The following is a 24,095-nucleotide window of genomic DNA, read 5'->3' on the forward strand; positions in this document are numbered from 1 at the left end:
ATTGAAAGGGCGCAGGGAAGACCGGGTGCGCGCTGCACCCGCGGTCCCGTGTGCAATTTGCACAGAAAAATGCGCACACGAGCATACAGGTCCAGCGGAGAACACCCGGCCTTCCCTGCGCAATGGCTTTACGGCTTATATCGTGCTCTCCCTGGTGAACGGGCTTTCTTGCCACCATCGCTCCTGATCAGCTTTTGGCTTCTCAGGAACTTGACACCAGCAACGGGGCGCCAGGACCACACGACTTCGCCGTACGCTTCAGTGCCGTTCGTCGCCAGCACCTCAGCGTCCACCGCAACCCGTCCAACGTCCGTGACGACGGCCGACGCCCTTCTGAGTAGGACGGGATGGCGATATATGTGCGCCTGATTTTCCTTCTGGTAAACAGAAATATTTTTTATTCTGGGGCTTGACATGATTTCCGTAAATCAGAAGTGATTTGCCCGTCGGGTTGATTTGTCGCAACTGTCCGCTGTTGTAATCGTCGTCCCGGCCTTGTGCCGGGACCCATACCCACCAGCGGCAATTGGTACAGACGCTGGTCGTTATCTTCCTTTTTCACCTATGTCCGCCGCGGCGTATGGGTCCCCCGATGCGCAATTGCGCATCTGAGCTCAAGGCCGGGACGACGATGGCTACAACACCTGATGCACGTCGATGACGACGCGGTCGGCGTGGCGGGCGGCGGAGCCGATGAAGAGGTTTTCCATCAGCCAGCGGTATTTTTCGTGGCCGGTCTCGAATTTCGGCACGGTGCGGAAGTAGATCAGCTTGGGATCGACCGGCTCGCCGCGCTTCAGCTTTTGCAGCAGATCGACCGGGCCGAAACGAAGGCCCTTGTTCTCGACATAGACGGTCGCGCCGTCGTCGGTCTCGAAGGCGTATTTCGCCTCCAGCTCGATCAATTCGTTGGGCCGAATAACTTGAAAATCCGCGCCGAACGCGCAGACTTTTCCGTTGACGCCTTCGCCGCGCACCTCGCCGCCGAGGATCGGGATGATCCGCCGCACGCCGTGACCGGTTTCGCCGGCCGATGTCACCTCGCCGATGCGGACGGTGAGCGTGAAGACATACTTGGTCTCAAGCTGAGGTTTCATCGGGTTAACCCATCATGCGTTGCGGCAGCCAGAGCGCCAGGATCGGAAATGCAATCAGGATCACCAGGCGGATCAGGTCGGTCACGACGAACGGGATCACGCCGCGGAAGATGGTGGTGAACGACACGTCCTTGACCACGCTCTTGATGACGAAGACGTTCATGCCGACCGGCGGATGGATCAGGCCCAGTTCCACCGTCATCACGATGATGACGCCGAACCAGATCGGGTCGAAGCCGAGATGCATGATGACCGGGAAGATGATCGGCACCGTCAGGATGATCATGGCCATCGCGTCCATCAGGCAGCCCAGCACCAGATACATCACCATGATCAGCGCGAGGATGCCGTAGGGGCCGAGCCCGAGGCCGGTGAGCAGTTCGGTGACCTTTTGCGGGGTCTGCGTCACCGTGAGGAAATAGCCGAAGATCAAGGCGCCGATCAGCACGGTGAATACCGCCGCTGCCGTGCGGGTCGCCTGCAGCAGCGAGTTCAGGATTTTTTCCTTGTTCAGCCGCCCGGTGAGCACGCCGATCAGGAACGCACCGGTGGCGCCGACACCGCCCGCCTCGGTCGGGGTGAAGCGTGGCAGGAACGGCAGGCCGTAAAGCCCGCCGATCACGAAGACGAACAGCAGCACCGGCGCCCAGATGTCTTTCAGGCCGGCAAAGCGTACGCGCCAGGTGGTTTGCGGTCCCTTCGGCAGGAAATCGGGCCGGAACCAGCCGATCAGCGAGATCGTGACCATGTACATGGCCATGGCGAGCAGGCCGGGAATGATGCCGGCCATGAACAGCTTGCCGATGTCCTGCTCGGTGATGATGCCGTAGACCGCCAGCACCGTCGATGGCGGCAGCATCGCGCCCAGCGTGCCGCCGGCCGCGATCACGCCGGTGGCGAAGGATTGCGGATAGCCGAAGCGGCGCATTTCCGGATAGGCGACGGCGGAGAATGTCGCGGCCGTCGCCACCGACGAGCCGCAGATCGCGGCAAAGCCGCCGCAGGCAGCGACCGTGGCGATGCCCAGCCCACCGCGCAAATGGCCGACAAAGCCGTTGGCGGCGCGAAACAGCTCGCGGCTCATTCCGGAGTTGCTGACGAAGGCGCCCATCAGCAGGAACATCGGAATGACGCCGAACGTATAGTCGGTCACCGTGCGCATCGAGGTCTGGCCGACCATTTTCAGCGCCGGGGAAAAACCGACGAGATATCCAAAGCCGGTGACACCGACGAGGCCCATCGCCATGCCCACCGGCACGCGCAGCAGCATCAGCGCGAACAGCGCGACAAATCCGAGAATGGCGACGGCGTCGGTGCTCATGATGCCCTACTCCACCGTGGTTTCTTTGGCATCATGGATGTCTTCCGGATGGAAGATCAGGCGGTAGGTGCGGATCGCGATCAGCAGCACCGCGGAGGCGTCGCCCGCCCACGCGATCGCGAAGAACGGCCAGGTCGGCATCCGCATGTCGAAGGTCAGGACATTGTCGTTGTAGGTGCCCTGCACCTTGTCGAACAGCGTCCAGGTCTGCACCGCCACCACGAACAGCAGCACCAGGGTGGCGAAAACGTCGATCATCCGCTGGTATTTCGGACCGACATTGGCCCAGACCAGATCGACGGTGATATGCCCGCCGCGATAGCTGGTTGCCGCGATGCCCCAGAAGATCAGGATGCCGAGCATCATGCGGCCGATGTCGAAGGAATCCGGGATCGAATAGTTGAAGATGTTACGCAGCAGCACGGCCAGGAAAATGTTGGCGGCGACGATGCCGACAAATGCCGCCGCGATCCATTCGATCGTATCGATGAAACGATCCATCGAAGCGCGATTCATGTGGGGAGGTCCTAAGACTTAAGCGAGTTGATGAAAATTCGGTGGCGCCCAGAATTCAGTTCACCTCTCCCGCTTGCGGGGGAGGTCGGCGCGAAGCGCCGGGTGGGGGCTCTCTCCACACGAAGATTCTCACTGCGGCGACACCCCCACCCCGCCCTCCCCCGCAAGCGGGAGAGGGAGAACCACGAGTCTTCTACTGCGCCAGGGCGTTGTGTTTGGTCAGTTCGGCGCGGAGCTCGGTCATCGCCGCATCCGGGTCGCCGCCGGCTTTCTTGACGTTGTCCGCCCAGGTCTTGATCAGCGGCTCGGACGCCTTCTTCCACAGCGCCGTCTGCTCCGGGGACAGTTTGTAGACTTCGTGGTCGGGCAGCGCCTTGATCTTCTCGACACCGGAGTTCTCGTAGATGCCCCAGGGCCCGCCGACGCGGCCGGCGGCCTCGGTGTTGCAATTGTTGTCGATCGCCTTCTTCTGGCGGTCGGACATCTGGTTGTACTTGTCCTTGTTCATCACGAAGGCAAAGGTCGTGACATAGATCGGCGCCTCGATGTGATACTTCGTCACCTTGTCGATGCCGAACAGCAGCACCGATCCCCACGGGAAGGTGACGGCGTCGGCGACGCCGCGCTCGATGATGTCGCGGACCTCGGGCGCCGACGACTGCACGTTGGTGCCGCCGAGCAGGGTGACGTAATTCGCCATGGTGGCGTGGGCGGGGCGGATCTTCATGCCCTTGATGTCGTCGGGCACCACGATCTTCTTGGTGCGCGAATGGAACGTGGAGGGCGAGTGAATGAAGCCGAGGCAGAACTTGACGTCCTTCATCTCCTTCTCGGCATATTTGCGGTACCAGGCGTCGAGCGCCATCGAGCCGCCCTTGGCGTCCGACATCAGGAACGGCAATTCACCGGCGCCAATGATCGGGAAGCGGCCGGGCTGATAACCCGGGTTGATATAGGTGACGTCGGCGATGCCGTCGCGCGCCATGTCATAATGGTCGAACGCCTTGCCGAGCTGCTGGGCCGGGAACACCTTGTATTTGATGGTGCCGCCGGATTCCTTTTCGACCGCGGAGCCCCAGTCTTCCAGCGCCTTCTGCAGCGGGTGCGACGCCGGCACCCAATGCGACAATTTCAATTCGAAGTTTTTTTCCTGCGCCATCGCAGGCGTCACACTGGCGGCGAGCAGCAGCGCCAAAAACGCTTTTCTCATCGACATTCTCTCCCTTTGCGCATGAAGGCGGGCTTGGCGCCCGGTCGCGTTATTTAACATGTTATATAGTTGGCGCGGCTTTTCAAGCCGGACGTTTGGTGCGGCGCTTCCACTCGTCCATCGACAGGACGGCCTTGCGGTGCAACGCAACAAAAGACAATGTTTCGCACCAACGCTCTTTGCGAAAATTGTTATATGATATAATTATCATTGCAACACCTCGCGCAAGCGTCGGCGTGCCAATCTGTATCAGACCATGGGAGCAAGCAATTGCGGACTAAAGTCGCAATCATAGGCGCCGGGCCGGCTGGATTGTTGCTTGGGCAACTACTTCACCGCTACGGCATCGATAACGTCATTCTCGAGCGCCAGACCCCGGAATATGTGCTCGGCCGCATCCGCGCCGGCCTCCTGGAAGAGGGCACCGTGGCGCTGCTCGACGAGGTCGGCGCCGGCGCGCGCGCCCATCGCGAGGGCCTGGTGCACCATGGCGTGGAACTGGCGTTCGGCGGCGCGCGGCACCGTATCGACATGCACGCGGCGACCGGCAAGACGGTCATGATCTACGGCCAGACCGAGGTCACGCTCGACCTGATGAACGCGCGCAAGGCCGCCGGCCTCACCACGGTCTATCAGGCCAGCGAGGTCAAACCGCATGATTTCGACACCGACCGCCCACGCGTCACGTACACCAAGGACGGCGTCAGCCACGAGATCACCTGCGACTTCATCGCCGGCTGCGACGGGTTTCACGGCGTCAGCCGCGCCAGCGTCAAGCCATCGGCGATCCAGACGTTTGAGCGGATCTATCCGTTCGGCTGGCTCGGGATTCTTTCCGAAACCCCGCCGGTCAGCCCTGAACTGATCTATTCCAACCATGCGCGCGGCTTTGCGCTGTGCACCATGCGCTCGACCCACCGCAGCCGCTATTACGTGCAATGTCCGCTCGACGACCATATCGACCAATGGCCGGACGAGCGGTTCTGGGACGAACTGAAACGCCGGCTCGACCAGAAGGCGGTCGATGAACTCGTCACCGGGCCGTCGATCGAAAAGAGCATCGCGCCGTTGCGCAGCTTTGTCGCCGAGCCGATGCGGTTCGGAAAAATATTCCTGGCCGGCGATGCCTCCCACATCGTGCCGCCGACCGGCGCCAAGGGATTGAATCTGGCGGCCAGCGACGTGCATTACCTCTCGCAGGCGCTGCGCGAATATTACGACGAGAAATCCTCCGCCGGGATCGACAATTATTCGGCGAAGGCGCTGACGCGGGTCTGGAAGGCGGTGCGGTTCTCGTGGTGGATGACCTCGATGCTGCACAAATTCCCCGATCAGGGCGAGTTTGGCGCGCGGATTCAGCTCGCGGAGCTGGAATATCTGGTCAGTTCGAAAGCCGCGTCGGCGTCGCTGTCGGAGAATTACGTGGGGTTGCCGCTTTAGCTCACCACCGTCATTGCGAGCGAAGCGAAGCAATCCACCTCACCGCACGACGAAAAATGGATTGCTTCGTCGCTACGCTCCTCGCAATGACGCGTGGCGACAGTAGTGCCCACCTCGTTCGCTTCCCGGATTCTACGACCGTTACTTGATCAGGAAATTCCTCGTCGTCGCCAGCACGGTGCCGCAGAGCGTCTCCTGCTCTGCCGATACGATGTAGACGTCGGCGGCGCCCACCGAGTTGGTGCGGCCGGCCTGCAGCACCCGGCCCCGCGCGCGCAGCTTCTCGCCTTTGGCGACGCCGGTCATCTTGATCGTGAAGTCGAGCGTTGCGGTCGCCCATCCGCGCGGCAGCAGGGACAGGCAGGACGATACGGCGGCGACGTCGCCGGCGGTGCCGACCATCGAGGCCGGGAATTGCCCCGGCGGCCCCGAGAAGCGATCGTCGAACGGCAGTTCGATCACGACCTCGCCTGGCGCAGCCGAGGCGACGCGGATGGCATATTCCCGCACGAAGGCCAGCGTGGAGATGAAGGATTCGATTTCCTTCCGATCGAGATGCGTTTCTGCCATGGCCTCAACCCTCCATCAGCGGACTTGCAGTGCGCTCGCAAGCGACTTTGCGACGTCGTCGATCGGCGCTGAGCTGGCCTCGACACGCGACAGGATCAGCGCGCCTTCGATCGCGGACACGGTCAGCGTCGCGAGCCGCTTTGCCTCGGCCTTGCCAAAACCGTCGCGCAGCAGCGCGCGCACGATCACGGCACGCCAGCTGTCGAACGCCTCGCGCCCGGCGGCCGTCAGCATGGCGGATTGCGGCGCGGCCTCCAGCAGCGTGGTCGAGATCGGGCAGCCGTCGCGAAAACCCGACTTGGCCATCCAGCCCGCCAGCAATTTGCAATAGGCCCGGATCATCGACGCCGCGCTGTCATGCTCCTTCTCAAGCTTCTCCAGCGTCGCGACGAGGCCGGCACCGGCAAAACGGATCGCGGCTTCGGCGATCTGGTCCTTGCCGTCGGGGAAATAGTGATAGAGCGAGCCTTTCGGGGCGCCACTGACCTCGGCGATCTCGTTGATCCCGGTCGCGGCAAAGCCGTTGCGGCGGAACAGCGCCGCCGCCGCCCGCACGATCGCGCCGCGATGCCTTGGCGGGGCCGACATGCCTTCCCTCCGTTTGTTCGATCGGCGAATATTATATAGACTGGTCTAGATACTCAAGGCACAATCACGGCTCTGCCGCAGGCGTTTCAAACGGGTGCCGAAATCCCGTTTAAAACTTTGTAGGCGGTGCGTTCCGCAGCACGATCGCGTTCAATGGAACAGCCCGCCATTCGCCCATGAGATGAGACACAACCAATGACCGCGACCGAAATCCCCGATGGCTTTGAGCTTCACACCCGCAAGAGCCCACTCACCGAGCCATGGGAGCCGCTTTATGCCAAGCGGACCGACAAGGCCGTGATCATCGGGCTGCGACTTGCAAAACCGCACACCAACGGCCGCGGCCTCATTCATGGCGGGCTGATCGCGGCCCTCTCCGACAACGCGATGGGCTATAGCTGCGCGCAGGCGACGAACTGGACGACGTCATTCGTGACGATCGGGCTCGCGGTTGACTTCGTCGGCACCGCTGAGGTCGGGCAGTGGCTCGCAATCGAGACCGAGGTGATCAAGACCGGCCGCACGATCTGCTTTGCGCAGAGCCTGATCAAGGCCGACGATGTCGTGATCGCGCGCGCCAACGCGACGTTCCGCGTGGTGCCGAAGAAGGCGCCCGTCGCAACAGAACAGGTGTGACGCGGTCGGTTGCAGTCAGCCGAAATGCCAATCCGCACTCTCAGTCACGAGATCGATGAAGGTCCGCACCTTGGCCGACAGCAGCCGCGAGGTCGGATAGACGATGTGGATCGGCAGCGCCGGCTGCTCGAATTCCGCCAGCACGATTCGGAGCCTTCCTGCTTTCAGTGAATCGGCGGCCTGATAGGCCAGCACCCGGGTCAGGCCCCCGCCCGCTTCCGCATACTGGATCGCGGCGTCGGCGCTGTTGGAGGTAAACCGCGGCGTGCTCGAGACGCGGATCTCACGGCCTTCGGCGGCAAAGCGCCAGTCCGGTGCAGCGGTCATGGCGCCGAAATGGATGGTGTCGTGCGTAGCGATCGCCTCCGGCGTTTTGGGCTCCCCGCGCCGCTTGAGATAATCCTTCGAGGCCACCACGATCCGCCGCATCTCGCCGACATGTCGCGCGACCAGCGTCGAGTCCGGCAAATGGCCGATCCGCACCGCCAAATCGACGCCCTCTTCCACCAGATTGATCATGCGGTCCGACAGCCTGAGTTCGGCCGAGACGTCGGGATAGCGTTTCAGATAGGCCGTCATCACAGGGCTGACGTGAAGCCGCCCAAAACCGTTCGGGGCGGATACCGCCAGCCGGCCGCCCGGCCTGGTGCGCTCGCCCTCGGCGGCGCTTTCGGCCTCCTCGACATCGCTGAGGATCTGGCGGGCGCGCTCCAGGTAACGGGCGCCGGTATCCGTGAGCGTCAGGGATCGGGTGGTCCGCTGCAGCAGCCGGGCGCCGAGACGGTCCTCCAGCGCCGCGATCAGCCGCGTCACGCCTGATGGCGACAGCCCGAGCTTGCGCGCGGCGGGGGCAAAGCCCTGCAAATCGGCGACGGTGACAAAGGCCTGCATGGCATCGATACGGTCCATGCCATTATTTCATATATTGCAATAGTGTCGTGTCAATCGGGATGATTGTTTTAAATCTGCGCGGGATCATCTTGGAAGAGAAGAACGGGCGCCGTTAGCGCCTTTGGTAAGAGGGTTGCTCCGATGTCAGATGCTCAAACCGATTCCGGCCAAACCTATTCCAGCGACGTCGCCTTCACCCCGGCGGTGAAGGCGGTGCAGGCCCGTAAGGGATCGCGCGACGCCTATGCCCGCGTCGAACAGAGCGGCGGCTGGCGCACCGAGATCGACGAAAATCTCGCGGGCTTCCTGGGCGAAACCAACAGTTTCTATTTCGCCACCGCCTCGGCCGCCGGCCACCCCTACATCCAGCATCGCGGCGGCCCGAAGGGCTTTGTCAAAATCATCGACAAGAACACGATCGCGTTCGCCGATTACAGCGGCAACCGGCAATACATCACGCAAGGCAATCTGTCGGAGAACCCGCAAGCGCATATCTTCGTGATGGACTATGCGCACCGGAGGCGCGTCAAGATCTGGGGCCAGGCGCGCGTGGTCGATGACGACCCGGCGCTAACGCTGGCGTTGATGCCGAAGGGATATAAGGCGCGGCCTGAACAGGTCATCCTGTTCCGGATCTCGGCATGGGACACCAATTGTCCGCAGCACATCCCGCAAAAATTCGACGCGGGCGACGTCGCGACGGCCTTGGCCTCTCGCGACGCCCGCATCGCCGAGCTCGAGGCGGAACTGGCCGCGTTGAAGGGCCGGCCGGCTTCGGCGAACTGAGCTGTGTGGTGATCAATCGATCATGTCCGCTTGGCCGCCAGTCGCGGTAGCATCAGGGCTGAAGCGGCACGGACCTGGAAACCGGAAGGCATCGCACGCGCTGGACGACTGGCGAACATTCAAGGAGACGCCATTGCCTGGAACAGTCGCTTCCCGAGTCGCGGCGTTGCTGATGCTTTGGTGCGTCCCTGGTGCGCTGGTGGCTGATGCTTGGGCCGCAGCGCTGGAGCGCGTAGAGTTTGAAAGCGCCTCCCAGCGGCTCGTTTCAGGCACGCTCATTCCGGGCGAGCGCATCCAGGGCGATCTGGCCAAGCCGGATGGCGCAGGCCCTTTTCCCGCGGTCATCGGACTGCACGGCTGTGCCGGGATGCACGACACGACAAAGCAAAAATTGACCGATCAACTTGTCGCCCGGGGCTATGTCGTCCTGCTCGTCGACAGCTATGCAACGCGTCTTGGTACCGATCACGCCTGCACATCAAGCGCGTTTGCCACCTTCATCAGGCGCAGGCCGGATGCCTACGGAGCGCTCGTCTTCCTGGCTGGGCAAACCTTCGTCGATCCCCGCCGTGTGGCTGCGGTCGGCTTCTCGGCAGGCGCTCGGGTTGCCCTCTCTGTGGCGGAGCCCAATTCGTTCGAACTGTTCGGCCCTCCAAGCAATCTGCAGTTCCGGGCGGCGGCGGCGTTCTATCCTCCGTGTCAACAGGCCATGGCGCGTCCGGGGATCCCCACGCTCATCTTCATTGGGGCCCTCGACGATTGGACGCCGGCGGCAGACTGCTCCAGTAAAATCGCCAGCTGGGGCAACGAGGGACCGCCAGTCGAGTTGGTTGTCTATCCCGGCGCGTACCATGGATTCTATTACCCGCACCTCAAGCCCGGCGCGACCCTGTTTGGTCACTGGCTGGAATACAACGGCGAGGCAGCGGGCAATGCAAGTCAGCGCCTGCACCAGTTTCTCGATCGCCACCTCAACTAGGGGCATGCCGATAACTGGTGAGACACATCAGGCGGGTTGGATCAAAATGAAAACTCGCCCGTGTCGTCCACGGGCGAGTTCCTAAACGTCATCCGATCAGTAATAGCTTCGGCAAACGTTGATCACACCGTAGGAAGTCACGCGCCAGCAGCCGTAGCCGGCGTGGTGGTAATGACCGTGGTGGTGGTGACCGTGGTGGTGATGGCCATGATGATGGTGGCCATGATGGTGATGGCCGTGGTGATGGCCGTGATGGCCATGGTGATGGCCGTGGCCGCCATGGCCGTGGCCACCGTGCCCGCCGTGGCCACCATGCCCGTGACCACCAGCGAACGCCGCGCTGTTGATAGACAGCGAGGCAGTGCTCAGAGCGAGAACTGCAATCGCCGAAACAATGAGCTTCTTGATCTTCGTCATAGTCATTCTCCCGATTGGTGCAGCGCGAGTACCGCCTGCTGTGATCGGGAACGTAGCCAAGCTCAAAGTCGCGCGATGTGACGGAGATCACTCAAGCCGCGTGCCAGTTCCTACCCGGGACGCCGGAGACGCGGAGAATTGGCTTCGCGTCATTCGCGGCAGGTTTGATCGAACGCCGGCGACTTCCGGTCTACCCCCGCTAAACATCGCGCGGCTGCGTGCGCGCCACGACACCTCTGACGGTTTGCCGAAGCCTCACGCGCCGCTTTCCGGTCCTTGATCCAGATCAAGTTGATCGCCTTCAATCTGCCTTGAAATCCGGCTGCACTCATTTTGTAATTGAGTTCGTCCGATGCAGAGCTGGATCCGAACACCGATTGCGATCGTGGTGGCGCTCGCGTCTTTGGGCGCGATCACCGAGCGGGTGCGCGAGCCCGATGTCACCGACACTGAAATTCGCATAGGGAACGTTATGCCCTATAGCGGGAGTTTGGAGGCGTTCGGAGCTATCGGAAAGGCCGAAGCCGCGTATTTTGAGATGATCAACGAGCGTGGCGGGATCAACGGCCGCAAGGTGCGCTTCATCTCCCGTGACGACAAATCCAATCCGTCGACCGCCCTGGAACTTACACGCGACCTGATCGAGACAGAGAATGTCCTGCTGATGTTCGGTTCTTTCGGAACTCCGGGGAATTTTGCCGTCCGCACATACCTGAACGAGCGGCAAATTCCTCAACTCTTTGTCGCCTCCGGAGACGATCATTTGAGCGATCCAACCCTGTTCCCCTGGACAATGGGCTGGCAACCCTCGATTCGAGAAGAGGGGCGCATCTACGCCAACTACATCCAGGCGTTCTACCCCGGAAAAAGGATCGTCGCGCTTTGGCAAAACGATCATTTTGGTCGTGAACTGTTCAGGGGGCTGCAAGACGGGCTCGGGGACATCGCCCGGATGATCAAGGTCGACATCGCCTACGATGTCGCAGACGAGCATCTGGGCACTCACGTATCGGTCCTGAAGCGATCGGGCGCCGAGATTTTTGTATTTGCGGGCGCGCCTGCGGACCTGACGAAAGTGATCCGAAGCGCGGCGGAACTGAACTGGCACCCGGTGTTCCTGCTGAACCACATGTCGTCGTCGATTGCGACGGTGCTAAAGCCTGCCGGCCCGGAAAAGGCCCTCGGCGTCATCACCGCTACCTTCCTGAAGGATGCCAATGATCCGGTCTGGAAGGACGAACAAGCCGTCAAGGACTGGCAGGCTTTCATTGAAAAATACAACCGGGCCGGAGGCAACGACGACAGCGCCGCCATGTTCGGCTACGCGGCCGCCGAGACACTCGCCCAGGTGCTCAGACAATGCGGCGATGACCTGTCTCGCGACAACGTCATGAAGCAGGCAGCGGCCCTCGAAGACTACCAGGGCTCGATCTTGCTACCCGGAATCAAAATCAACACTGGACGTTGGGATTTCCGGCCGATCAAACACCTGCGACTGGTTCAATTCGACGGCCGTAGTTGGCAACCAATCGGCGACGTGCTCGAAACGGCTTTCTCCCGGGCCCAAAAATAGCTGCGTCCGGGCGAAACAACAGACCAATCTGCGTCGGAGAAGCGGACGACGAGCAAACCTGCCCGTCGCCGATCTCTGAGTTCATCCTTACGCAGCCTCCTGCTGCAGCGGCGCCCAGCCGAATTCGGGATAATATTGCAGCATCATCCGGTCGACATAGGCGGTCAGGTTGCCGAACTTCTCGGTCTGCTGCCGCAGCGGTGATTCGAAGTACGGCGTCAGGATGCCGGCAATCGCACCGAAGGCGGTGGCATCGGTGCCGCAAGGCGTGTCGCCAAACAGATAGGGCTTGTCGCCGAGCTGAACCGACAGTGCAAACAGCGACCGGACCGCAAGATCGACATCCTCTTCCGGAGCGTGGCGGCCGAGGCCGCTCAACAGATAGTTCTCCGCCACCCGGAACTGCGCGTCCTCGCGCAGTTTCTCACGCAGGTGCTCCGGCGCGCCGTCGAAGAAGTGCGCCGGTCCCTTGGCGAAATTCTCGGTATCGACCCAGCGGGCGCCGACCAGCGCCCAATAGACATGGTGCTCGATCATCCGCTCGAACGCCCAGGCTTGCGCCCGCGCCTGCAGCGACAGCGGCGCGTCGAAATCGAAGCCGTATTTGCCCTCGATATGGGCGCGGATGAAGGTGGAATCGGCGATGCTCTCGGCCTCGTCGACGATGTATGGCAGCTGCCCCTTGGGCGAGGCCGGCGGCATCGCCTTCTCCTTGCGATAGGCAAGACCAGCCATCTTCAGCTGGACCTCGGTCTTGGTCACAAAGGGGCTGATTTCCGGCAAGCCAAAGCCGGTGCCGAAGCCATAGAGCGTGATCATCCGAAAAACTCCTGATTTCCTTAAGAACGTGGGGAAAGCCTAGCGACGCCCTGCTGCCACCGTGGTGTCAGCAGCAGCAGCAATGCCGGCCGCGACCTTCTTCTTCCCGCGGCGCACGGCGCCCACGGGCCCACGACAGCAACTGCCCTTGCGCAAAGGCGCACATTGCTGTGAATGAGCGCCATGCCAGCTCGACCATCGCCCAGCGCAGATCTGACGTGACGCAGTGGATGGAAACCAGCTGTTCCAGGGCGAAGGCCTGGGTATCCACCAGACGCCGGCGGCTTCCCAGGGGGCCAAATTCGCTGAAAATCGTCATGGACAAATTCCCTTCAGTTGAGGTGTTGTCCCGATATACAGACCCCCTGCTGCCAACATGCTGTCAGCATCGGCCAGGCGGGCCTATGAAAAGTGGACTTGCGAAAAGCGACCAGAAAAGAGACTCGCCATGAGACGCGCCGACCGGCTGTTCCAGATCATTCAGGTGCTCCGGCGCACGCGAAAGCCACTGACGGCGGACGCGATCGCGGCCGAACTCGAGACCTCGAAACGCACCATCTATCGCGACATCGCAACGCTCATCGAACAGCACGTGCCGATCCGCGGCGAGGCCGGCATGGGCTACATCCTGGAGAAGGGATTCGACCTGCCGCCGTTGATGCTGACACCCGACGAGATCGAGGCCGCCGTGCTCGGCGCGCAATGGGTCGTAGGCCATGCCGATCCCGTGCTGGCGCGCGCCGCGCAGGACCTGATGGCGAAGATCGCCGACACGGTCCCGGAACGGTTGCGGCCTTTTGTTCTCGAACCTGCAAGCCGCGCTCGGTCGGTCTGGAACCGGGAACCTGACCGTATCGACATGGTGCGGACACGCGCCCAGATTCACGAGGGCAAGAAGATCACCCTGGACTATCGCGATGAACATGGCCGCGAGAGCAAACGCACGATCTGGCCGATTGCGATCGGCTATCACGAGGCGGTGCGGATCATGGCGGCGTGGTGCGAGCTGCGGAAGGATTTCCGGAGCTTTCGCACCGACCGGGTCGTCGACGCGGTGTACCACGACGAAAAATATCCGGAGCGGCGCGATTTGCTGCGGGCGAAATGGCGGCGCAGCCTGGTCTGGGAAGCCCCAAAGGATACCTGACCAATCCGCGACTGGCCGGGCGCATCATTCCGCGCTAAACGGCAGCGATGGATGAAGCCGGATCAACATCTGCCAGCGAAAGCCCCTGCCAGGCCTGCGGCGCCTGCTGCAGCTATTCGCAGAATTGGCCGCGATTCACGACCGAGGATGATGCCGACCTCGATCTGATACCGGAAAAGTTCGTGAACGAGCGGCAGTCGGGAATGCGCTGCGACGGCGACCGCTGTTCAGCGTTGTCAGGCAAGGTCGGCGAGGCGACGGCGTGCACCATCTATGCGGTGCGGCCCGAGGTATGCCGGACCTGCATGCCCGGCGATCCCGAATGCGCGATGGCGCGGAAAAGGCATGGGCTGGCGGTGCTAGTGTAGTTCACCGCCGTCGTCACGGCCTTGAGCCGGGACCCATACGCCGCGGCCCGTGTTGTTGGAAAAGGAAGATAACAACCAGCGTGCGAAACAATTTCCGCTGGTGGTTATGGGTCCCGGCTCAAGGCCGGGACGACTGAAGGAGACTTACGCCGGCACCGCTTCGGCGAGGTCTTCGTCGTCGAGATCTTCAATCGGAGCGAAGGTGGAGAGCGGCTTGGTCGAGAGCGTGATCGGCTTGCGGTTGCCGTAGGACGACGAGGGTGCGGAGCGCGCGGCCGGTCCGCGGGACAGCGCGTAGAGGGTCGAGCCGACGCGCCCGCCCAGCGAGATCAGCTCGCGCTCGGTGCAACTGGCGGCAATGGCAAGGGCCAGCGAGTGCAGGTGGCTGCGGCGGTAGCAGAACAGCGCCAGCATCGCGCGCGTCTCGGAGGAGACACTCTCCACCAGAAGCGGCAGGCCGTTGGCGTTGGCGCGGTACATCTCGCCGAGCAACTCGTCCCGGACCGGGCAGAAATCGTTCTCGAAGGCTTCGCGGCTTGAAAACATTGCGGTTCTCCCTATGCGGAAGATGCAGTGCAATACTCTAACGAAAGGTTAACCACCCGTACCAGTAGTGTTCCGGTGCTCTTGCCAGTTTCGACCAAATCGGACCGGCGCGGCCGGTGATTCGCCTGGCGCGAATTGCGCCTAAATCCCTACAGCCACAGGCTGGCCGGCGGTCACGTGCAGACCAGGCTAGGCTATGCGTGAGGGAGGCTGGTGCCTATCCGGAATACTCCGGTCCGCCAGAGCCTTTTCCGTTCCGATGGAATCGGAACGGCGGCTCTGGATTCTTGTTTTGATGCGTTTTCTTTACGCGAACCGGTATCCACCCCCCGGATCAAGTCCGAGGGCATGCTTCGCTGGAAAACGCTCTGACCGGATCAGTTCGCCGCCATGAAGATCGCCAGGCCGAAGCCGGTGAGATGGTGCAGTGCCTGATCGACGCCGATCAGCGTCCAGAACCAGGGATGCTCATTCTCCAGCGTCACGCCGAAGGACGATGCGCAGATCCCCTTGGCGCGATCGATCGTGATGTGGATGGCGAAGTCGATAAAGGCGACGAACCAGAACCGCGGCGCGACCACCATGATCAGCACCAATGATGTCACGAGATGCACCGAGCAGTGCGCCAGCAACGGCATCGCCCAGCCGGTCTTCTGGTCCTTGCCGATCGCCATCCAGGAAGTCTGAAAAATGAAGTCGGCAATGATGTGCTTCACCGTGAGAAGCAACATCCATCCCACCAGCGCAACAACCGGGACCGACGACGACATGGAAGGAAACAACAAAGCTGACGCCCTTTGCTGGGACTAACGAGGTGGCAATAAAACCGGGGGTCTAGGCTGTCAGCGAATTTTCTTCTCGAACCCGGACGTGAACGTTGCCGTTATTTATGGCACCTCCCGGACCGGAATGCACCTGTGGGCGGCTGGAAAAAAACGTGGTGTGGCCCAACGGCGATACTGCGGCATCGGCGCGCAGCTTGCGCGGGTAAGGTTATCGGCGGGGGGCGCGATTTGCAATCCGGCGGGGGCAGGATATCATTGCCGCGCAGGGAAATTGTCGTTCGTTTCTAGGCATTTACGAATTCATTTGGATGGCCTGCGACGCCGATTTGGCGGCGGGATGTCCTCCGACCGGGTATAGCCATGAGCGCTGAAGCCCCCACGCCAAAACCCGGTATGCCACGGCGCCTCCGTATGCCGGTCGTCAAAAGCAACCGCTCCCAGATCGTGCTGTTCTCGATCCTGACCCTGATTCTCACCGCCGCAACGATGTGGGGCGGCCGGGCTTTGGTGCGAAATTCGGAGACGCTGGTCTTTGCCGTCGGCGAAGCCAATGGGCCCGAGGCGCGTTTTGCGGCCCGGCTTGCCGCCGTCCTGAAGAACAATTCGTCGCGGCTGCACCTCAAGATCGTGCCCAACGCCGACAACGCCAAGGCGGTCGCCCAGTTCGACCGCAAGGAAGCCAACCTGGCGATTTTGCGCACCGACGCGAAAATCCCGTCCCGGGCGCGCGCGGTTGCGATCCTTGAACACGACCTGCTGCTGCTGATCAGTCCCGCCGGCAAAAAGATCAAGACCGTCACCGAGCTGAAGAAAAAGAAGATCGCCGTCGTCGCCGACCGTGAGAGCAGCGTCACGCTGATCCGGAATATGCTCGAGCTTTCCGAGCAGCCGGAAGCAGCGGCACGAATCCAGATGGCACCGCCGGGGTCGACCTTCGACAGACTGTTCGCGTCGGGCTTCGGCGCCGTGGTCGCGGTCGTCCATGCCTCGAAGGTTGTGAAGGACAGGAGTTACGAGCAACATGCCAGGCGCGGCGGCTTCACGCTGAACGCGATCGACGCCGCGAAGGCGATCACCCGGAAACATCCTGCCCTTTCGGAGGAAACGGTCACGACCGGCATGCTGTCGGCGTCGCCGACGCTGCCCGAGGAAGATATCGAGACCATCGGGCTGCAATGGCTGCTGGTCGCGCAGTCAAGTCTGTCGACGACAACCGTCAGCGACCTCGCGCGCATCATCTACGAGAACAAGGCCGAACTCGCGCTCGACGGCGGCTTCGCCTCCAAGATCGAACCGGCCGCGACCGACAAGGATGCCTTCATTGTCGCGCATCCCGGGGCTACCGAATACATCAACGACGAGATCAAGTCGTTCGTGGAGCGCTACAGTGACCTGATGTATGTTGCCATCGCGGCGCTGGGCATCATCGGCTCGCTGTTCGCCACCATCTACACCAAGGTCACACGCATCGCGCCCGAAAGGGCCAGCCAGCTGGCCACCGCCATTCTCGATATCGGCGAGCGGATGGCGGATGCCAAATCCCTCGACGCGCTCGACGAACTGCAGGACGAGCTTGAAGCCATCCTTCGGCGTGTGGTGATAGGGCTGCGCGACGGCGCCATATCCAGCGACGGGCTGGATACGTTCAAGCTCGGCTATGAATTCGTGCGCGACGAAATCGGCATGCGCCGCGATCATCTGAAGCGGCACCCGCCGCCCCAGGACGACAAGGTGGTAGCCGTGAAGACCGCGCAAAGCGCGTAATCACGCTACCGGGCTAAGACCAGATCGCATTTCACCCCGCGGCAGCGCTCGAGCCGCTGGCCGGCACCCGCTCCCTGATATCAGCGATCTTGCGCTTGAGCGCGGCCTGCCGTGGATCGGGCAGCGCCGCCGCACGCGCTTCCGCTACCGCTCCGGCGAGATCAGATAGCGCCAGCACGCCGTCGAAGGTCGGCTTGGCCAGGCCATCGATGATCGCGTTCCAGTCCGCCATGCCCTGACGGTAGACGTCGCCATAGCCCTCGATCATGGTCGCGGTCTGCACGATTTCGGGAGCCGCGGCCGGCTGTTTGTCCAGGCTGCGGCTGATCATGTGCAGCCAGCGTTCGACCCACAGCCGTTCCTTGGCGTAGCGCACCGAATAGCGCCGCCATCGCTTCAGCCCGGCTTCAATCTTGAGGCGGCGAACGCCGAGACGGCTTGCCGCGCTGAAACGGATGGAAATCCGCTTGTGCGCCCACCCCGCCCAGTTAAGCGCATCGATCAGATATTCCGCGATAATGGCGGGAAGCGCGCTGACCAGTTCATCGACCCGGAACTTCCTGATATCGACGGCCGGATTGTAGTTCCTGCCGAACCCCTCGTTGAATTCGGCAAGCTTGAGCTGCGCGATCCGGATCGGATCCTCGTAGCTCATGCGCACCGCCATCAGCCGCGCGATCTCGGCCAGCATCGCATCATCGACCCCGTTGCGGCCGACGAACCGCCGCAGCCGGTCGACATAAAGCTGCGCATAACTCGTGCTCTGATAGTCGATCAGCAGATGGATGGCATCGCTCGCGACATCGGTCACCGCCTCTGGCAAGCCCTCGGGCAGGAATGGCGGGGTGTCGTCCTCCTCACCGATGAAATCGGCGAACAGATAACGGAGCGACGACAGGAAACCGCGGTCTGACACTCCCTTAGCTCCGGCCTCTACGCGGGTTTCGGCCCGGCGGCAGATGCCGCCGTTTGCTGGGCCAGCTGATGCTGCAGCGTCTCGAGATTCTGAAACAACCGGGCGCTGGCGAGGCGAAGGAAGTAAAAGCCGAACGCCGGATTTTGAACGTAGAGTTCCTCGACCTTGCTGTAGCTGACGCTCAGCACAAGGCCGGCCTCCACGCATTCCAGCGACTGGGTGCGCATGTTCGACGGCGACAGCATGCCAAGCTCGCCGACGATGGCGCCGACCGGCAAGACGATGCCGGACTCGACCAGCTTGAACTTGCCGCTGACGATGTAGAGCATGTCCTCGGCCTTCTCGTCCTTGTAGAACAGCATTTCCCCGGCCGCGCAATCGCGCTCGGTCATGAACGGCTTCAGCCATTCCATCGACAGGTCGCTGTTGACCGATTTTTTCACGTCGCGCACGAGCTGCAGCATCTGGTGCAGCCGGTAGGAATTGACCAGCAGCATCGCCACCTGCACCACCATGACCAGATAGTTACGGGACGGAATGGCGGTCAGGAACAGGACGATGTTGGCGAGAATTCCGAACACCCGCAAAGGAATCATGGTCCGCATCGTGGTGGTGGCGATCACGAAGATCGACGCGAAGAGCGTGCCGGCGGTGCCGGCGTGTTGTGCGAGATGAGACGGATCCATTGGAAGCCAACCAATTTTTCACGGAGTGAATTTTTTCGCGATATTATCGCAGTGCCCGCTATCGTAATCGCCGCAGGCCATTTTTGATATACGAGGAAAGAACGACGATTTGCCGGGATATTCGCCGATTCCGGGCAAAATTTGACCCCGACCTGCCTCGAGCGCCGTCTCAACCGATGCACCCTGCGATGCACTCATGAGGCATGCTCGCGCGTTGCCCGCCGCCGTTGACGGCCTCTCCGGAGGGGGGCAGTTTGCGGGCGCTGGTGATAGCGCGGTTCCGAACCTCGCGGAGCCATCGAACGCCGAAGCCAATCGGCGCGCGCTCGAGAACAATTAAAGAATGGAGAACGATATGCCCAATTCACCCGAGGCGGCGAGCTCGCCGCTCCTCGACATCAGCGGTGCGCGCGCCACCATCCGCCTCAACCGGCCGAAACATCTGAACCGGCTGCAGAGCGAGGATCTCGGCGAACTCGTGAGACTGTTCGACCGGATCGAGGCCGATCCTGACATCCGGGTGCTGGTGCTGACCGGCACCGGCCGCGCCTTCTCGGCCGGCTACGACCTCAATTCGGTCGCCGACCGCGCCACCAGCGCCAGGGAAGAGCAGAGCGCCGGCTCCGCATTCGAGGTGGTGGTCAACCGCCTGGAAGATCTCGGGGTGCCGACGATCTGCCGGCTCAACGGCGGCGTCTATGGCGGCGCGACCGATCTGGCGCTGGCCTGCGATTTCCGCATCGGCGTCGACACAGCTGAAATGTTCATGCCGGCGGCGCGGCTCGGCCTGCATTATTACAAGAGCGGCATCGAGCGTTACGTGACGCGCCTCGGCGTCGACAACGCGAAGAAATTGTTCCTGACGGCGCAGAGTATCCCGGCATCGGAGATGCTGCGGATCGGCTATCTCACCGCGATGGTGCCGATTGCGATGCTCGACGAGGAAGTAGGCAAGCTTGCGAACATCCTCGCCGGTAACGCACCTGTCGCGATGCGCGGCATGAAACGCGCCATTAACGAATTCGCCCGTGGCAAGCTCGACGAGGTCGCCGCAAACCAGCGCCACCGCGAGAGCATGCGCGGCGACGAGATCAAGGAAGGCATCAAGGCCTTCGCCGAAAAACGCCCGCCGCGATTCTAGATTCTTCCCTTCTCCCCCTTTTCCTTCTCCCCTTGTGGGAGAAGGTGGCGCGAAGCGCCGGATGAGGGGTCTCTGTCCGCGGATGCAAACCCCTCATCCGCCTTCGCTGCGCGAAGGCACCTTCTCCCACAAGGGGAGAAGGGAAGAAAAAGTGTCGACCCCCTCCATCCCACGAAACATTCCTGAAACACGATTCTCCAGAACCGGCGTGAACGAATATTCACGTCGCGCCGACAGAGGTGCAGGGACGAAACAACGGCCCCCGCGCCATTCAATTGGAGAATACAATGCTTCGCAAGGTTACCCTCGGACTGATCGCCGCCACCGCCCTCACCCTCGCCGCTGCTGCGCCCGCCGCCGCCGGCCCCTTCCATCATCACCACCACCACGGCCATTGGGGTCACGGCTGGGGTCACGGCTTCGGCGTCGGCTTCGGCGGCGTCTACCTCAACACCGGCTATGGCTACAACGACTGCCTCCAGCAGCGCTGGATCGAAACCCGTCGCGGTCTGCGCCTGCGCACCGTCAATGTCTGCGCCTACTGATCCCGTCTGAATCCAGATAGCGAAAAGCCCCGGACGCCATTGGCGATCGGGGCTTTTCCTGTGCGCTGACTTGTTTGCTCTATTCGTCGAAGAACGTGACCGTATCGGCCACGCTTGCGCGCGAGGTCCGGTAGCTGTTGACCTTGTGCGCATTGTCGGCAAAGCCGAACGAAATGCCGCAGACCACGCGGCGGTCATCGGCGAGATTGAAGTGCCGGCGGATCAGCCCGGAATGCCGCGCCAGTGCGGCCTGCGGGATGGTGCCGAGGCCGAGCGCCTGCGCCGCCAGCATGAAATTGCCGACATAGGCGCCGCAATCGACCGCGCCGTAAGTGCCGAGCGGCTCGTCGGTGTGAATGACAGCGACATGCGGCGCGCCGAAGAAGTTGTAATTCTCCAGCGCCTGCTTCGCGTACGCCGTCTTGTCGCCTCTGGCGATGCCAAGCGTGTTGTAGAGCTGGAATCCGCTCTCGCGCCGGCGCTCGAGATAGACGCCGAGATATTCGCGCGGCGGCGTGAAATCATGGTCGTCCTTGCCGCCCGAGGAAGCCTCCGCATAGATCGCCTTGCGAAACCGCTCCTTGGCTTCGCCGCTCGCGATCAGCACCTGCCATGGCTGGCTGTTGCACCATGACGCGGTGCGCTGCGACACGGCGAGGATATGCTCGATGGTCTCGCGCGGCACCGGCTGCGGCAGGAAGGCGCGCACCGAGTAACGTTCGCCGAGCAATTCCTCGAGCACGCCGATGCGGTCTTCGGTCGCGTTTCGCGCCTTCGGCGCTTTTGCATCCATGATCATCGCCCCTTGGTCGGAATCTTGTTGAACGGCACGTCCTTGTCGACACGGATATCGCCGGGCAGACCGAGCACGCGCTCGGCGATGATGTTGCGCAGGATTTCGTCGGTACCGCCGGCGATACGCATCGAGGGCGAAGAGAGCAGCATCTGCTGGAACTGGCCGCTTGCGGTTTCTTCATCCGCCCCGGTCAACGCACCGGCCGCACCCTCCAGGTCCATCGCATAAGTCGCGATGTCCTGCAGCATCGTGCCCGACACCAGTTTGCCGATCGAATTCTCAGGCCCCGGACGCTCGCCCTTCGACAGCGACGAGATCGCGCGGTAGCTGGTGTATTTCAGCCCACTGGCCTTCACCGCCCAATGCGCGAGCTTGAAACGGACAGCGGGATCGTCGATCGCAAGGCCGTCATCGGTCATCAAATTGGAGCAGAACTCGAACATTTCGGGGAAGCCGGTCGCCAGCCGCGAGCCGATCGACATGCGCTCGTTCATCAGCGTGGTGAGCGAGACGTTCCAGCCGTCGCCGACCGCGCCGAGGCGCTGGTGATCCGGGATCACGACGTCGGTGAAATAGACCTCGTTGAACTCCTGCATGCCGTTGGCCTGCTTGATCGGCCGCACCTCGACGCCCTTGCTCTTCATGTCGAGGAAGAACATCGTCAGGCCCTTGTGCTTGGGCACGTTGGGATCGGTGCGCGTGATCAACAGGCCGTAGTCGGAATAATGCGCGCCCGAGGTCCAGATCTTCTGGCCGTTGATGATCCAGTCGTCGCCCTTCTTCTCGGCTCGGGTACGCAGGCCCGCGACGTCGGAACCACCGGCCGGCTCCGAAAACAGCTGGCACCAGATATGTTCGCCGGAGGCAAGTTTGGGCAGATAATGCCGCTTGTGCTCCTCGCTGCCGAACGCCATCACGGTCGGGCCGCACATGCCCTCGCCGATCTGGAACGGCTGGGTCAGCTTGCCGTAGACGCCTTCTTCCTGCTGCCAGATCACCTTCTCGATCGGGGTGGCGCCGCGGCCGCCATATTCCTTCGGCCAGTGCAGGCAGGCCCAGCCGCCTTCGGCCTTCTTCTTCTGCCAGGCCTTGCCGACATCGACGATTTCTTCCTTCTCCAGCCGGATGCGGCCGAGCGAGGATTTGGAAAGCTCGGCCTCGTATTTTTTCGGCGCGTTGGCTTCCATCCATTTGCGGGCGAGGCTACGGAATTCGGCTTCCTGCGGGGTATCGTCGAAGTTCATGGCGGCTCCTTTCGCGCTTACGCGCGTCCCTTGGTCGGAATCTTGTTGAACGGCACGTCCTTGTCGACCCTGATGTCACCGGGTAGGCCAAGCACGCGTTCGGCAATGATGTTGCGCATGATCTCGTCGGTGCCACCCTCGACGCGGGTGCCCGGCGCACGCAGCAGCATGGCCTGGAACTTTCCGGCGACTTCCGCATCCTCCGGCCCGCTCAGGGCGCCGGCGGCGCCCTGCAAATCGAGCGCGTACATCGCGACTTCCTGCACCATCGAGCCGGCGACCAGCTTGCCGATGGAATTCTCGGGACCCGGACGATCGCCCTTCGACAGCGCCGAGATCGCGCGCATGCTGGTGTATTTCAGCCCGCTCGCCTTCACGGCATAGTTCGCCAGCCTGGAACGCACGTTGCGATCCTCGATCGCGGGACCGTCGTCGAGCATCAGGCTGTTGCAGAAATCGAACAGCTCCGGAAAGCCGGTGGAAACGCCGGCGCCGATCGACATGCGCTCATTCATCAGCGTGGTCAGCGAGACGTTCCAGCCGTCATTGACGGCGCCCAGTCGTTGCGAATCCGGGATCTTCACATCGGTGAAGTAGACCTCGTTGAAATCGGATTGGCCGCTGGCCTGCTTGATCGGCCGCACCTCGACGCCGGGGCTCTTCATGTCCAGGAAGAACATGGTGAGGCCCTTGTGTTTGGCGACGTTGGGATCGGTGCGCGTCAGCAGGATGCCGTAGTCCGAATAATGCGCGCCGGAGGTCCAGATCTTCTGGCCGTTGATGATCCAGTCGTCGCCCGTTTTCTCGGCGCGGGTGCGGAGGCCAGCAACGTCGGAGCCGCCGGCGGGCTCGGAGAACAACTGGCACCAGACCTTTTCGCCTGAGGCCAGCGGCGGCAGATACTTTCGTTTTTCCTCTTCGCCCGCGAACGCCATCATGGTCGGCCCGCACATGCCGTGGCCGATGATGAACATGCCAGAAAGCTTGCCGAACGGGCCCTCCTCCTGCTGCCAGATCACGCGCTCGATCGGCGACGAGCCACGGCCGCCATATTCCTTTGGCCAATGCAGGCAGGCCCAGCCTGCGTCGGCTTTCTTCTTCTGCCAGGCCTTTGCGACCTCGAAGATGTTGGCGCCCTTGAGCACGGTGCGGCCGAGCGAGGATTTGCGCAGCTCTTCCTCGTACTGCTTCGGCGCGTTGGCTCCGATCCAGGCTTTCGCCTCGGCGCGGAACGCGGCCTCCTGCGGGGTGTCATCGAAATTCATCGAATCATCTTTCAAATCCATCGTCGTCCCGGCGAAGGCCGGGACCCAT

General features: G+C 62.2%; 28 protein-coding genes. 11 read left to right on the forward strand and 17 right to left on the reverse strand.

Features of this window, described 5'->3' with window-relative positions; genetic code table 11:
- Positions 1-635: 635 nt before the first annotated feature.
- The 4 genes from JQ567_RS33485 to JQ567_RS33500 all read right to left on the reverse strand — a co-directional run bounded on the left by JQ567_RS33485 (position 636) and on the right by JQ567_RS33500 (position 4,144).
- On the reverse strand, positions 636-1,097 hold the full coding sequence (locus tag JQ567_RS33485; RefSeq protein WP_212442775.1) for a DUF3237 domain-containing protein: 462 nt from the start codon (positions 1,095-1,097) through the stop codon (positions 636-638).
- 4 nt (positions 1,098-1,101) lie between these two features.
- A complete protein-coding gene (locus tag JQ567_RS33490; RefSeq protein WP_212442776.1) occupies positions 1,102-2,418 on the reverse strand; it encodes a TRAP transporter large permease in 1,317 nt (438 codons plus the stop codon).
- A gap of 6 nt (positions 2,419-2,424) precedes the next feature.
- Entirely contained in the window at positions 2,425-2,934 is a 510-nt protein-coding gene (locus JQ567_RS33495) for a TRAP transporter small permease (RefSeq protein WP_192737094.1), read from the reverse strand.
- Between the two features lie 193 nt (positions 2,935-3,127).
- On the reverse strand, positions 3,128-4,144 hold the full coding sequence (locus JQ567_RS33500; RefSeq protein WP_212442777.1) for a TRAP transporter substrate-binding protein: 1,017 nt from the start codon (positions 4,142-4,144) through the stop codon (positions 3,128-3,130).
- A 270-nt stretch (positions 4,145-4,414) separates the two neighbouring features.
- Here JQ567_RS33500 and pobA point away from each other — a divergent pair, with 270 nt between their 5' ends.
- Positions 4,415-5,584: a 4-hydroxybenzoate 3-monooxygenase gene (gene pobA, locus JQ567_RS33505; RefSeq protein ID WP_212442778.1), complete on the forward strand. Its 1,170-nt coding sequence runs from the start codon at positions 4,415-4,417 to the stop codon at positions 5,582-5,584.
- Between the two features lie 141 nt (positions 5,585-5,725).
- Here pobA and JQ567_RS33510 read toward each other — a convergent pair whose 3' ends face one another.
- Both JQ567_RS33510 and JQ567_RS33515 read right to left on the reverse strand, forming a co-directional pair.
- A complete protein-coding gene (locus JQ567_RS33510) occupies positions 5,726-6,154 on the reverse strand; it encodes a PaaI family thioesterase (protein ID WP_212442779.1) in 429 nt (142 codons plus the stop codon).
- Between the two features lie 15 nt (positions 6,155-6,169).
- Complete coding sequence (locus JQ567_RS33515; RefSeq protein ID WP_212442780.1) at positions 6,170-6,742, reverse strand: TetR/AcrR family transcriptional regulator; 573 nt, start codon at positions 6,740-6,742, stop codon at positions 6,170-6,172.
- Between the two features lie 195 nt (positions 6,743-6,937).
- Here JQ567_RS33515 and JQ567_RS33520 point away from each other — a divergent pair, with 195 nt between their 5' ends.
- Positions 6,938-7,378, forward strand: a complete 441-nt coding sequence (locus tag JQ567_RS33520; RefSeq protein WP_212442781.1) for a PaaI family thioesterase — start codon at positions 6,938-6,940, stop codon at positions 7,376-7,378.
- A gap of 15 nt (positions 7,379-7,393) precedes the next feature.
- Here JQ567_RS33520 and JQ567_RS33525 read toward each other — a convergent pair whose 3' ends face one another.
- Positions 7,394-8,287 carry a LysR family transcriptional regulator gene (locus JQ567_RS33525; protein WP_212442782.1) on the reverse strand — a complete coding sequence of 298 codons (894 nt, stop codon included), beginning with the start codon at positions 8,285-8,287 and terminating at the stop codon, positions 7,394-7,396.
- 123 nt (positions 8,288-8,410) lie between these two features.
- Here JQ567_RS33525 and JQ567_RS33530 point away from each other — a divergent pair, with 123 nt between their 5' ends.
- The 4 genes from JQ567_RS33530 to JQ567_RS33545 all read left to right on the forward strand — a co-directional run bounded on the left by JQ567_RS33530 (position 8,411) and on the right by JQ567_RS33545 (position 12,024).
- Complete coding sequence (locus tag JQ567_RS33530) at positions 8,411-9,055, forward strand: pyridoxamine 5'-phosphate oxidase family protein (protein ID WP_212442783.1); 645 nt, start codon at positions 8,411-8,413, stop codon at positions 9,053-9,055.
- A 133-nt stretch (positions 9,056-9,188) separates the two neighbouring features.
- Positions 9,189-10,034, forward strand: a complete 846-nt coding sequence (locus tag JQ567_RS33535) for a dienelactone hydrolase family protein (protein ID WP_212442784.1) — start codon at positions 9,189-9,191, stop codon at positions 10,032-10,034.
- Between the two features lie 171 nt (positions 10,035-10,205).
- A complete protein-coding gene (locus JQ567_RS33540) occupies positions 10,206-10,532 on the forward strand; it encodes a hypothetical protein (protein ID WP_212442785.1) in 327 nt (108 codons plus the stop codon).
- A gap of 271 nt (positions 10,533-10,803) precedes the next feature.
- Positions 10,804-12,024, forward strand: coding sequence for an ABC transporter substrate-binding protein (locus JQ567_RS33545; protein ID WP_212442786.1), 1,221 nt, complete (start codon positions 10,804-10,806; stop codon positions 12,022-12,024).
- Positions 12,025-12,111: 87 nt separating this feature from the next.
- Here JQ567_RS33545 and JQ567_RS33550 read toward each other — a convergent pair whose 3' ends face one another.
- Positions 12,112-12,843: a glutathione S-transferase family protein gene (locus JQ567_RS33550; RefSeq protein WP_212442787.1), complete on the reverse strand. Its 732-nt coding sequence runs from the start codon at positions 12,841-12,843 to the stop codon at positions 12,112-12,114.
- A gap of 67 nt (positions 12,844-12,910) precedes the next feature.
- Entirely contained in the window at positions 12,911-13,162 is a 252-nt protein-coding gene (locus JQ567_RS33555) for a hypothetical protein (RefSeq protein WP_212442788.1), read from the reverse strand.
- Between the two features lie 129 nt (positions 13,163-13,291).
- Here JQ567_RS33555 and JQ567_RS33560 point away from each other — a divergent pair, with 129 nt between their 5' ends.
- On the forward strand, positions 13,292-13,990 hold the full coding sequence (locus tag JQ567_RS33560; RefSeq protein ID WP_212037851.1) for a YafY family protein: 699 nt from the start codon (positions 13,292-13,294) through the stop codon (positions 13,988-13,990).
- 47 nt (positions 13,991-14,037) lie between these two features.
- Positions 14,038-14,358 carry a YkgJ family cysteine cluster protein gene (locus tag JQ567_RS33565; protein WP_212442789.1) on the forward strand — a complete coding sequence of 107 codons (321 nt, stop codon included), beginning with the start codon at positions 14,038-14,040 and terminating at the stop codon, positions 14,356-14,358.
- Between the two features lie 144 nt (positions 14,359-14,502).
- On the opposite strand, the gene JQ567_RS33570 is transcribed toward JQ567_RS33565, so the two are convergent.
- On the reverse strand, positions 14,503-14,904 hold the full coding sequence (locus JQ567_RS33570) for a hypothetical protein (RefSeq protein WP_212442790.1): 402 nt from the start codon (positions 14,902-14,904) through the stop codon (positions 14,503-14,505).
- A gap of 377 nt (positions 14,905-15,281) precedes the next feature.
- Positions 15,282-15,635, reverse strand: a complete 354-nt coding sequence (locus JQ567_RS33575) for a DUF3307 domain-containing protein (protein WP_212442791.1) — start codon at positions 15,633-15,635, stop codon at positions 15,282-15,284.
- A gap of 414 nt (positions 15,636-16,049) precedes the next feature.
- Between JQ567_RS33575 and JQ567_RS33580 the strand changes: the two genes are divergently transcribed.
- Positions 16,050-17,453: a TAXI family TRAP transporter solute-binding subunit gene (locus tag JQ567_RS33580; protein ID WP_212442792.1), complete on the forward strand. Its 1,404-nt coding sequence runs from the start codon at positions 16,050-16,052 to the stop codon at positions 17,451-17,453.
- A gap of 31 nt (positions 17,454-17,484) precedes the next feature.
- Here the strand turns inward: JQ567_RS33580 and JQ567_RS33585 are convergent, their stop codons facing one another.
- The 3 genes from JQ567_RS33585 to JQ567_RS33595 are packed head-to-tail and all read right to left on the reverse strand — an operon-like array spanning position 17,485 to position 19,253.
- Entirely contained in the window at positions 17,485-18,369 is an 885-nt protein-coding gene (locus JQ567_RS33585) for a DUF6537 domain-containing protein (protein ID WP_212442793.1), read from the reverse strand.
- Between the two features lie 17 nt (positions 18,370-18,386).
- Positions 18,387-19,055 (reverse strand): Crp/Fnr family transcriptional regulator, encoded by a 669-nt coding sequence (locus JQ567_RS33590; RefSeq protein ID WP_212442794.1) that lies wholly within the window; start codon positions 19,053-19,055, stop codon positions 18,387-18,389.
- Between the two features lie 18 nt (positions 19,056-19,073).
- Positions 19,074-19,253, reverse strand: a complete 180-nt coding sequence (locus tag JQ567_RS33595; RefSeq protein ID WP_212442795.1) for a hypothetical protein — start codon at positions 19,251-19,253, stop codon at positions 19,074-19,076.
- 157 nt (positions 19,254-19,410) lie between these two features.
- Between JQ567_RS33595 and JQ567_RS33600 the strand changes: the two genes are divergently transcribed.
- Positions 19,411-20,196, forward strand: a complete 786-nt coding sequence (locus tag JQ567_RS33600) for an enoyl-CoA hydratase/isomerase family protein (RefSeq protein WP_212442796.1) — start codon at positions 19,411-19,413, stop codon at positions 20,194-20,196.
- A gap of 287 nt (positions 20,197-20,483) precedes the next feature.
- Positions 20,484-20,741 (forward strand): hypothetical protein, encoded by a 258-nt coding sequence (locus JQ567_RS33605; RefSeq protein ID WP_212442797.1) that lies wholly within the window; start codon positions 20,484-20,486, stop codon positions 20,739-20,741.
- 79 nt (positions 20,742-20,820) lie between these two features.
- Here the strand turns inward: JQ567_RS33605 and JQ567_RS33610 are convergent, their stop codons facing one another.
- The 3 genes from JQ567_RS33610 to JQ567_RS33620 are packed head-to-tail and all read right to left on the reverse strand — an operon-like array spanning position 20,821 to position 24,046.
- Entirely contained in the window at positions 20,821-21,534 is a 714-nt protein-coding gene (locus JQ567_RS33610; protein ID WP_212442798.1) for a nitroreductase, read from the reverse strand.
- 2 nt (positions 21,535-21,536) lie between these two features.
- Positions 21,537-22,781 carry an acyl-CoA dehydrogenase gene (locus JQ567_RS33615; protein ID WP_212442799.1) on the reverse strand — a complete coding sequence of 415 codons (1,245 nt, stop codon included), beginning with the start codon at positions 22,779-22,781 and terminating at the stop codon, positions 21,537-21,539.
- A gap of 17 nt (positions 22,782-22,798) precedes the next feature.
- The gene (locus JQ567_RS33620) at positions 22,799-24,046 is read right to left on the reverse strand and encodes an acyl-CoA dehydrogenase (RefSeq protein ID WP_212442800.1); all 1,248 of its coding nucleotides are present in this window, start codon (positions 24,044-24,046) and stop codon (positions 22,799-22,801) included.
- Positions 24,047-24,095 lie beyond the last annotated feature (49 nt).

The sequence above is a fragment of the Bradyrhizobium sp. AUGA SZCCT0431 genome (assembly GCF_018131065.1).
Taxonomy (GTDB): domain Bacteria; phylum Pseudomonadota; class Alphaproteobacteria; order Rhizobiales; family Xanthobacteraceae; genus Bradyrhizobium.